The sequence below is a fragment of the Borreliella americana genome (genome assembly GCF_021043605.1).
GTDB lineage: Bacteria > Spirochaetota > Spirochaetia > Borreliales > Borreliaceae > Borreliella > Borreliella americana.
On record NZ_JAJNFB010000049.1, the window covers coordinates 1 to 1,366 of the forward strand.

General features: G+C 23.1%; 2 protein-coding genes. Both read right to left on the reverse strand.

The window, feature by feature from the left end; translation table 11 throughout:
- A partial coding sequence (locus LRB30_RS05765; RefSeq protein ID WP_231020146.1) for a DUF226 domain-containing protein occupies window positions 1-276 on the reverse strand: 276 nt, incomplete at its 3' end.
- 9 nt (window positions 277-285) lie between these two features.
- Window positions 286-1,365, reverse strand: coding sequence for a plasmid maintenance protein (locus tag LRB30_RS05770; RefSeq protein WP_231020148.1), 1,080 nt, complete (start codon window positions 1,363-1,365; stop codon window positions 286-288).
- Window position 1,366: the final 1 nt, after the last annotated feature.

Here is a 1,366-nt window from a genome sequence, read left to right on the forward strand (position 1 = left end):
GCCATAAAAAATACCAATAAATTTATCACCTTCTTTTATTGGATATAAGTGAGTTTCTTCAACAATTCTTTCTCCATTAAATAGCGCTCTTAATGACAATCTAAATTCATGTTTTTTCTCATAAACTCCAAATTTATAAATGTCCATCATTATTTTTGTATGGTACATTGCTTTACCATTTTCTTTTTCAATTAAAATAAAGCGTTCTTTATTTTGACACTCAACTTTACATTTGCCTTTTTTTATAGTTTCAATGGGTTCTTGTGCATTTTCCATGTTAAATCCTTATACAGCCTTTATGTTAAATTCTTCTACAGTTAGAGATTTTTTTTGATTTTTTATTATTTCTAATAATTCAAGATAATATGTACCAAATACTTTATTGTATTCTATTTTCTTTTGATTATTCAAATATTCTTTTATAATAGGCTTTAGAATTTCAATATTTACTTCTTTTTTTAGTATTTCTATAAGGATATTGAAAATGTTTATCTTTAAATTATGGTAATTTTGTTGAGAATTTTCTTTTTTTCTTTCAATCGACTTTTCTAATTTACGCTTTATGATACCTAAATCATTATATTTATGATTTTCAATAATAAAATGGGGCTTAAGTTTGTAATTTTCATATATTTTTTGAAAATTTGTTTCTAATTGTTTGGTATTATACCCATTTTCTTCTAATTCTTTTCGAGTGTTTTTTAGAATTTCTTTTAATTTTTCTTGTTTTTCTTTAATGCAAGATTTATTAAAATGTATATTTTTATTTTTTAGTAATTTAATTTCAGCTCTTTTTATGATTTTTAGTATTTTAATCGCAGTATCTTTATCAACATCTAAATTTAATAAAATTGAAAGAATTTCTTTACATAAAAAGTTACATTTATTGAAATACTTTATTATTTGATATTTTTCTATTTCTTTAATCTTTCTTTCTTCTTTTATATTATTTTTATTACTTAAACACCCCACTGAATTTACACTACTATTTTTAGAAATATTGTCTTTAAAATGGGTATTAACCCTAGATTTAAATCTAGGGTTTTTTCGTTCTTTAAAGTACTTGTTGATTTTCTGGTAACATTCTTTTTTAGGATACTTTAGCTTATAGTAAATTTCAGTCCCACAATTTACCCCCATGTGTTGGTAGTAATTCGTTGTAACTTTTAGTACTTTTTCTAATTTGTAAATATAATTTTGCATTGTTCTTAAAGTAGTGGGAGCTAGGCCATTTCTTTTAAGATTTTCATTAAAATAATAAAGTATGTTTTGTTGTGTGTATTTCTTATCTTTTTTGTTTAGATAATTCAGCGTTGAAGTAAGAGATATTAATTTGTATTGGTGTTTGTTGTGACAAGTTGGAATC